Annotated in this window: 8 protein-coding genes; 3 read left to right on the forward strand and 5 right to left on the reverse strand. The window is 66.3% G+C overall.

The features are described 5' to 3' along the window. Positions 1–4 precede the first annotated feature (4 nt). Entirely contained in the window at positions 5–406 is a 402-nt protein-coding gene (locus AB0L53_RS57995) for a DUF742 domain-containing protein (protein WP_225290601.1), read from the forward strand. Beyond that, a complete protein-coding gene (locus tag AB0L53_RS58000; protein WP_225290495.1) occupies positions 387–965 on the forward strand; it encodes an ATP/GTP-binding protein in 579 nt (192 codons plus the stop codon). Before AB0L53_RS57995 ends, AB0L53_RS58000 begins: the two co-directional genes overlap by 20 nt. 136 nt (positions 966–1,101) lie before the next feature. Here AB0L53_RS58000 and AB0L53_RS58005 read toward each other — a convergent pair whose 3' ends face one another. The 5 genes from AB0L53_RS58005 to AB0L53_RS58025 are packed head-to-tail and all read right to left on the reverse strand — an operon-like array spanning position 1,102 to position 5,916. After that, on the reverse strand, positions 1,102–1,869 hold the full coding sequence (locus AB0L53_RS58005; protein ID WP_357942924.1) for an ABC transporter ATP-binding protein: 768 nt from the start codon (positions 1,867–1,869) through the stop codon (positions 1,102–1,104). A gap of 11 nt (positions 1,870–1,880) precedes the next feature. After that, on the reverse strand, positions 1,881–3,338 hold the full coding sequence (locus AB0L53_RS58010; protein ID WP_364015280.1) for a dihydroorotase family protein: 1,458 nt from the start codon (positions 3,336–3,338) through the stop codon (positions 1,881–1,883). A gap of 9 nt (positions 3,339–3,347) precedes the next feature. Beyond that, a complete protein-coding gene (locus tag AB0L53_RS58015; protein WP_364015283.1) occupies positions 3,348–4,124 on the reverse strand; it encodes an ABC transporter permease in 777 nt (258 codons plus the stop codon). Next, positions 4,121–4,930 (reverse strand): ABC transporter permease subunit, encoded by an 810-nt coding sequence (locus AB0L53_RS58020; RefSeq protein ID WP_364015286.1) that lies wholly within the window; start codon positions 4,928–4,930, stop codon positions 4,121–4,123. The genes AB0L53_RS58015 and AB0L53_RS58020 overlap by 4 nt, the downstream gene beginning before the upstream one ends. Further along, positions 4,927–5,916, reverse strand: a complete 990-nt coding sequence (locus AB0L53_RS58025) for an ABC transporter substrate-binding protein (protein ID WP_364015289.1) — start codon at positions 5,914–5,916, stop codon at positions 4,927–4,929. The genes AB0L53_RS58020 and AB0L53_RS58025 overlap by 4 nt, the downstream gene beginning before the upstream one ends. 520 nt (positions 5,917–6,436) lie before the next feature. Here AB0L53_RS58025 and AB0L53_RS58030 point away from each other — a divergent pair. Continuing rightward, the coding region (locus AB0L53_RS58030) for a nitrate- and nitrite sensing domain-containing protein (protein WP_364015292.1) at positions 6,437–7,689 on the forward strand (1,253 nt) is incomplete at its 3' end.

Genomic DNA, 7,689 nt, shown 5'->3' on the forward strand with positions numbered 1-7,689 from the left:
CATGATGTCAGGTCAGGGTTGGGCTGGTGATAGCACTCCGCCGCATCCGTCGGCTCCGCGTCCGCAGAAGCCGAGCTCCCTTGTCCGGCCATATGCCGTGACAGGGGGCCGCACGGCCCCACGGATGAAGTTCGCCATGGAGGCCCTCGTGTCCTCTGTGACCTCGGAATATAAAGACATTTCACTATTAAGTCCGGAGTATCAGGCGATCATTCAGCTAACCCGGAACGTCAGGTCGGTTGCCGAGATCTCCGCCCTTTTACGGCAGCCTCTTGGGGTGGTCCGGGTGCTGATCGCCGACATGGCGTCGGAGGGCCTGATCCGCGTGCACCAGCCTGCGCTGGACGCGGGAAAGCCGGACCTCAACTTGCTCGAAAGGGTGCTCAGTGGACTTCGCAGGCTCTAGCCCCGGCCTAACCTCGACGAAGATCGTCGTGGCCGGCGGCTTCGGCGTGGGCAAGACGACGTTCGTGGGTGCGGTCTCGGAGATTCTGCCGCTCACCACGGAGGCGGTGATGACGGACGCGTCGGCGGGTGTCGACGACGTCTCTCTCACGCCCAACAAGACGACCACGACCGTGGCGATGGACTTCGGCCGGGTCTCGCTCGACCGTGACCTGATCCTCTATCTGTTCGGTACGCCCGGACAGCACCGGTTCTGGTTCATGTGGGATGACCTGGTGCGTGGTGCGATCGGCGCGGTGGTGCTGGTGGACACGCGGCGGCTGGCCGACAGCTTCCCGGCCATCGACTACTTCGAAGAGGCCAAACTCCCCTTCGTCATCGGCATCAACGGCTGGGACGGGAACTTCCAGCACCAGCAGGAGGAGATCCGGGAGGCGTTGTCACTCAACCCGCACATCCCGATCGTCCGCCTGGACGCCCGAGTCAGGGACTCGGTGAAGGGCACGCTGATCACGCTGGTCGAACACGCCCTGACCCGCCACTCCCACACTCCGGCCTGACTTCCTCTGCACCAGTGCCGCCGGGCTGGACGCCCGGCGGCACTGGTGCTTCGGCCTGTGTTCCAGTTATGGGTGCGCCCTCAGACGGACGTGTCGTACAGAGACGCGCTCAGTCTGAGGGCGCACAGAGACGCGCTCAGACGGAGGCCACGCCGCGCACCAGACGCCCCACCTCGGCACGCAGGTGGACGAAGTCCGGGTGCTCGCGGGAGCTGATCTGGTCGCGGGGACTGGGCAGCTCCACCTTCAGGTCGCCCACGACGTGCGCGGGCGCCTTGGACAGCACGACGACCCGGTCACCCACGTACACGCTCTCGTCGATGTCGTGCGTGATGAGCACGATCGTCATCTGGTGGTGCCCGCGTACCTTCAGCACGAGGTCTTCGAGGTCCTCACGCGTCTGCGCGTCGACCGAGCCGAACGGCTCGTCCATGAGCATCAGCGCCGGCCGGTAGGCCAGCGCGCGGGCGATCGAGACCCGCTGCTGCATGCCGCCCGACAGCTGGAACGGGTACTTGCGACCGGCCTCCGCCAGCCCCACCGACTCCAGCGCCTCGTGCGCCGCCTCGCGGCGCTGCTGCTTGGTCATGTCCTTGCGACGCAGCGGCAGCGCGACGTTGTCGGCCACCGACATCCACGGGAACAGCGACCGGCTGTAGTCCTGGAAGACGACGGCCAGGTTGGCGGGCGTCTGGCGGACCAGCTCGCCCTGGACCTTGATGGCGCCGCCCGTGGGCTTGATCAGGCCCGCGATGGAGCGCAGGAGCGTCGACTTGCCGCACCCGGAGGGCCCGACGATGCACAGCAGCTCGCCCTCGGCGACGCTCAGGTTCAGGCCGTCGATGGCGTGGTGCCGTGTCGGGCCCTCGCCGTAGACGTGCGTGAGGTTGTCTATCTCAAGCAAGGGGTTTCCTTTCAGCCCAGCGGCCGGGAGATGTACTGGCCCACCGGACGGCCCACGATCTTGCCCGCGTCGAGGACGTGGTTGCCCCTGACGAATGTGTCGGTGACCTTCGCGCTCAGCTCGAAGCCCTCGAAGGGGGTGTACTCCTGCGTCGACTCCGACTCGGCGGCCCGGACGGTCCACGTGCTGCCGGTGTCGACCAGGCAGAAGTCGGCGTCGAAGCCGGGCGCGATGGTGCCCTTGCTCCGCAGGCCGTACCTGCGGGCGGGGTTCCAGGAGGTGAGGGCGGCGATGCGCCCGTAGGACAGGCCACGGCGGCGGCCCTCGGTGATCAGGCCGGGCAGCAGGTATTCGGCGCCGCCGAACCCGGCCTTGGCCAGGAACACGTCGTCGGCCGGAGCGCCGAACTTGAGCTCCTCCCGGCAGCAGGCGTGGTCGCTGACCACCCAGTCGACGGTGCCGTCGAGCACGTACTCCCACAGCGCCTCGACGTCCTCGCGCGGCCTGATGGGCGGGTTCACCTTCGCGCCGATCCCGTTGGCGGTCTCGATGTCGGCGAGAAGATGCCCGATCGTGACCTCGCGGCGGAAGTCGATGTGCGGGAAGGTCTTGGCCATCCGCACGGCCGCGTCGAGCGCCTTGCGCGAGGACAGGTGGAGCAGGTTGATGTTGGCCAGGCCGGTCTCGTGGGCGAGATAGGAGGCGATGAAGACCGCCAGCCCCTCGGAGTGCGGCGGCCGGGAAGCGCTGTAGGCGGCCAGGCCGCTGAGGTCGCCGGCCTCCTCCACCAGCTTGGTGTAGGCGGTCATGATCTCGGCGGTCTCACAATGTAGCGACAGTGAGATCTCGTCGGCCAGGTGCGGGAAGCGTTCGCGGGCCTCCTGCACGCCACGCATGACGAACTCGAAGTGCCCGTAGTCGTAGCGCTCGCCCTCGGGCAGCATCAGGAATTTGCTCTGGTCGGCCGAGCGCCCGTGCAGCCCGTGGCCGCCGTAGAACATGAAGATCTTGAACGACGAGACCCCGAACTTCTCCACCAGGTCAGGCAGCTCACCGATGTGCGTGCTCGACATGGGCGCGAGGTGGAAGCCGTAGTCGATGTAGGCCTGTCCCTCGGCCTGCCTGCGCACCTCGGGGAAGAACTCCGCGTACGAACCGCCCCTGTTGAGGTAGTACTGGCCGGTCCGCATGTAGGTGAGCGCCGTGGTGACGCCGCCCTGGGCGCTGGCCATGCTCTCCGAGGCGGTGTCCTCGGGCAGCGGGTTGTAGATGCCCCAATGCTGGTGGGCGTCCACGACGCCCGGGAAGGCCAGCTTCCCGTCGCCGTCGAGCACCTCCTCGACGCCCTCGGCGGACAGGCCGGCCCCCACCTGCTCGATGCGCCCGCCGGTCACGGCGATGTCCGCGACGACCGGTTCGTCTCGGTCGTGCGTAACAATACGCACGTTCTTCAGCAACAGGTCAGTCACATCCGCCTCCTACGCGGTACGGCGAGCGCCACGGTGCCACGTGAGCATCCGGCGCTCGACCATGAGGAACAGGGTGTTGAGTACGTAACCGAGCACTCCGAGCACGACCACTCCTCCCCAGAGGGCCGGCATGTCGGAGCGGTCGCTCGCGCTGGCCAGCAGGTAACCGATGCCGTCGGTGGCGCCTTTGAGCTCGGAGACGATCATGAGGATCAGCGCCAGCGAGACGCTCAGCCGCAGACCAGCGAAGATCTTCGGTGAGGCGGCGGGCAGGATGATCCGGAACAGGCGCAGGCTCGCCGGGACGCCGAAGACGGTCGCGGTCTCAATCTGGAGACGATCCACGTTACGTGCGCCATCGATTGAATTCAGCAGGATCGGCCAGATGATGCCGAAGACGATGGTCGCCACCTGTACCTGCGTGCCCATGGTGAAGAGCGCCAGGAACACGGGGAACATCACAGGTGGCGGCACGGCCCGGGCGAACTCCACCAGCGGGTCGATGTAGTCGGACAGCCAGGCGGTCCTGCCGATCGCGACACCGAGTGCTATCCCGAGGGCCACGGCCACGCTCCACGAGCCGACCAGCCTGATGATGCTGGGGACGAAGTTGTCCACCGCCTCGTCAGTGAGGAAGAGAGGCCCGGAGAACCACATCTCGTACATGCGCGACACGATGACCGTGGGGCGGGGCATGAAGGGGTCGTCCACCGCCCTGGTGATCAGCTCCCACGCGACGAGGACCACCGGCACCAGCCAGAGCCGTTTGACCAGGGTTTTGATCATGCGTTCCGCCACTTGAACAGCCGCCGCTCGGCACGCAGCAGCAGGGTGTTGACGACCAGTCCGATGGCGCCCGACCACACCAGCACGGCGATCACGTCGACCATCGCCGAATCGTCCAGGGCGGTGCTCGCCTGGATGAGGAAGGCGCCGATCCCGCCGGCGCCGCCGACGACGTACTCCACGCTGATGGCCAGGATGAGCGTGATCGAGGCGGCCAGCCGGATGCCGGTGAAGATGAACGGCGCGGCGCTCGGCAGCGACACCCGCCAGACGACGGCCGCGGAGCCGAAGCTGAAGGAGCGCAGCGTCTCCGCGGCCAGCGGGTCGACGTCACGCACGCCGTAGAGCGTGTTGATGAGGATCGGCCAGGACGCGGCGTAGACGATGAGCGCGACCTTGGCGTTGATGTCGGGCTGGAACAGGAACAACGCCAGCGGGATCAGCGCCACCGAGGGGATGGGACGCAGGAACTCGACGATCGCGCGGGTCATCTCCTCCACGACGGGAACGGTCCCAAGAAGCAGCCCTGCGGGGACGGCCAGCAGGATGGCCAGCGGCAGACCGATGACGGCGGCGAGCATCGTGGAGCTCAGGTCGGCGAGATATTCGGGATCGAACGCCAGGCCGACCACTCTGGCCAGGCAGGTAGAGGCCGGGGGCAGCCATTCGACCAGGCCGGTCCTGCTGGCGAGCTCCCAGACAAGCAGAAAAACCGCCACGCCGATGGCGTGGCGGATGAGCTTTCCGACCCTGGCGCGGGCGAGCGTGGAACGCCCGCCCCGCGTCAGTGTTGTGGCAGCGGTCATCCCTGCGACGTAACGATCATCGAGGAGACGTCGATCTTGTTCTTGATGAAGCCGTACTCGGCCATCAGGTCAGCCACCCGCTGAATGCGCTGGGCGTTGAGTGAGGTCGGGTAGTTGCCCAGGTTGATCGTGGCAGCGGTCGCGGCCGGGATCTGGGTGAAGGTCGGCAGGATCTTGGTCACGGCGCTGCGGTCGGTGGCGGCGACGTTCTGCGCCTTCGCCATCGCCCGCTGGAACGCGGCCATCGTCTTGGGGTTCTTGCCGATCCACTTCTCCGTGGCCGCCCAGCCGGTGATCGGCAGGCTGTCCGTGGGGCCGGACATCGTGTCGAGCAGCATCGTCGCGCCGTCTTGGTTCTTGGCCTGGCTGACGTACGGGTCGGTCATCCAGACGGCGTCCACGGCACCGCTCTTCAGCGACTTGAGCCAGTCGGTGCTCGGCACGACGACGTACTTGACGTCCTTGGTGGGGTCGAGTCCGGCGATCTTGAGGTGGGGGTTCATGGTGAGAACACCCAGGCCGACGAGGGCGTTGACGCCGATCTTCTTGCCCTTGAGGTCACCGACGCTCTTGATGGGCGAGTTCTTCGACACCATCACGCCGAAGGCCCCCGCGGCTCCCTGGTAGGAGTCCGCGATGTACTTGAACTTCTCCAGCCCCTGGGACTGGATGGACAAGATGGTGGCGTAGCTGCCCAGCACCACGTCCATGCTGCCGTTGGCGAGCTTGGGCAGTACGGCCTGCGGAGCCTGGATGGCCTCCGTCTTGACATTGAGGCCCTGCTCCTTGAAGAAGCCCTTCTCGATCGCGATGAACAGCGGGGCGGCGTCCGCCCCGGGGTACTCGCCGATCAGGAGGTCTGTCTTCTCAAGACCGTTGGCATTCGAGGCGCCTCCGGTCTTGCTATCTGAGCTGGAACACCCCGTAATGACAAGGGTGGCCACAAGTCCAATCAGGGCGGTGCGCCCTAGTGCACCGAACCTCATGTCGCGTCTCCTTCGAACGGGGGGTGATCGACGACGGTCGCACCCTAGCGCAGCTAACTCTTGCGCATGGTCCCCCGATTCTGGAAATTACCAATATATATACGGAAATGATGATCACAATGTAGGTTTGGGATGATTGTCCGAATCAAGGAGGTGGCAGCCCGGCATCCACCAGGAGGATGTGGCATTTGTCCGGGTTTGGCATGTTCTGCGAAGAGATGGGTTGACTGCGACCTTTGCGGTATTGGCCGATCTCCTGTTGTTGTGCTCAAATAAGCTCTCGCCCCATGGGTGCGTCGGCGTCACACGGCAAACACAATGCATGACGTGATCCTCTTGCACCAGACCATCAGAGGAGAGGTTGCGGAGGCCAGTGAGGAACGCATTCCCCCCAGCAGGTGGGGATCCCGGCTTAACTGCTGAAGCGCCCGCTCCTGCGGCGCTTCACGCCAAGTCAAAGCCCAAAGCACGGGCCGGGCGTGCGAAGAAGACGGGCGGCCTCGCGCTGCGCAACTGGCGCGTGCGCTCGAAGCTGCTCGTTCTGGTCGTCATTCCCACCTTGGCGGCCCTGGTCCTCGGCGGCTTCCGCGTAGCCACCTCGATCAGCAGCGCCACCGAGTACGAGAAGGTCAACGAGGTCGCCGTTCTGGCGAGCCAGCTGACCGCGCTCGCCCACGAGGTCGAGCTCGAACGTGACCTCACCGCCAGCTTCGTCGCCCTCGGGCGCAGGAGCAGCGGCAAGGCCGACGTCGACGCCCAATACAGCACGGTCAATAAGCTTCGCGACAGCGTACGTGGCCCGGTCGACGCGCTCGCCGCTTCTGACAGCCCCCAGCGCGCGCAGGCCCTCCGCATCAAGAACCGTCTGATCGAGCTCGACCAGTCACGCAAGACCGCGGTGGACTCGCAGCTGAACGTCGGCTCCGTCATCGAGCTGTATGACCGGAGCATCTCCGACTTCATCGGGCTCAACGACAACATCGACCTGGGTGCCGCTGACAAGGAGCTCGCCGACAGCGTCTCCGGCTTCGCCGCTCTGTCCAGGGCCAAGCAGTTCCTCTCCACCCAGCGCGCGCTCCTGGTGGCCGCGCTGGCCGCCAGGCGATTCAGCAAGGACGAGCTCGACTCCTTCATCGCCGCTCGCGCCCAGCGCAACAGCGAGCTGGCGACATTCAGGGCCCAGGTGCCGCTGAACATCCGCCAGGCGTACGACGACGTCGTCAGTGGCTCGGCCGTCGACAAGTCCGAGCTGATCCAGGCCCGCGCCCTGTTCCTGCAGGACTCGGGGGCGCAGCTGGTCGACCCGGAGGTCGGCCTCCAGCGCGACGGCGAGGACTGGCTCAAGGCCGTGGGCAAGGCCATCGACGGCATGCGCAAGATCGAACAGCAGGTCTCCGACTCGATCCTGCTGCGCAGCCGCACCCTGCAGGGCCAGGAGCAGCAGGGCGCGATGATCATCGCGATCGCGATCGCCATCCTGTTGATCCTGGTGCTGGTGATCACCTCGTTCATGGCGCGCTCGCTGAGCGGCCCGCTGCGCCGGCTGCGCAGGGAGGCGCTGTTCATCGCCAGCCGCCGCCTGCCGGAGACGGTCCAGCAGCTGCGCGAGTCCGAGGCGAGCGGCCCGATGGAGGTCGAGCCGATCGGCGTCATGTCCCAGGACGAGATCGGTGAAGTCGCGCGGGCGTTCGACGAGGTACACCGGGAAGCCGTCCGGCTGGCCGGTGAGGAGTCCCGACTCCGAAGCAACGTCAACGCGATGTTCGTCAACCT

This window comes from Nonomuraea sp. NPDC052129 (assembly GCF_040680095.1).
In the GTDB taxonomy this organism is placed as follows: Bacteria; Actinomycetota; Actinomycetes; order Streptosporangiales; family Streptosporangiaceae; genus Nonomuraea.

Coding starts and splice junctions, on each gene's coding strand:
- AB0L53_RS57995 (WP_225290601.1), top strand. CDS start 5: ATGTCAGGTCAGGGTTGGGCTGGTGATAGCACTCCGCCGCATCCGTCG.
- AB0L53_RS58015 (WP_364015283.1), bottom strand. CDS start 4,124: ATGATCAAAACCCTGGTCAAACGGCTCTGGCTGGTGCCGGTGGTCCTC.
- AB0L53_RS58020 (WP_364015286.1), bottom strand. CDS start 4,930: ATGACCGCTGCCACAACACTGACGCGGGGCGGGCGTTCCACGCTCGCC.
- AB0L53_RS58025 (WP_364015289.1), bottom strand. CDS start 5,916: ATGAGGTTCGGTGCACTAGGGCGCACCGCCCTGATTGGACTTGTGGCC.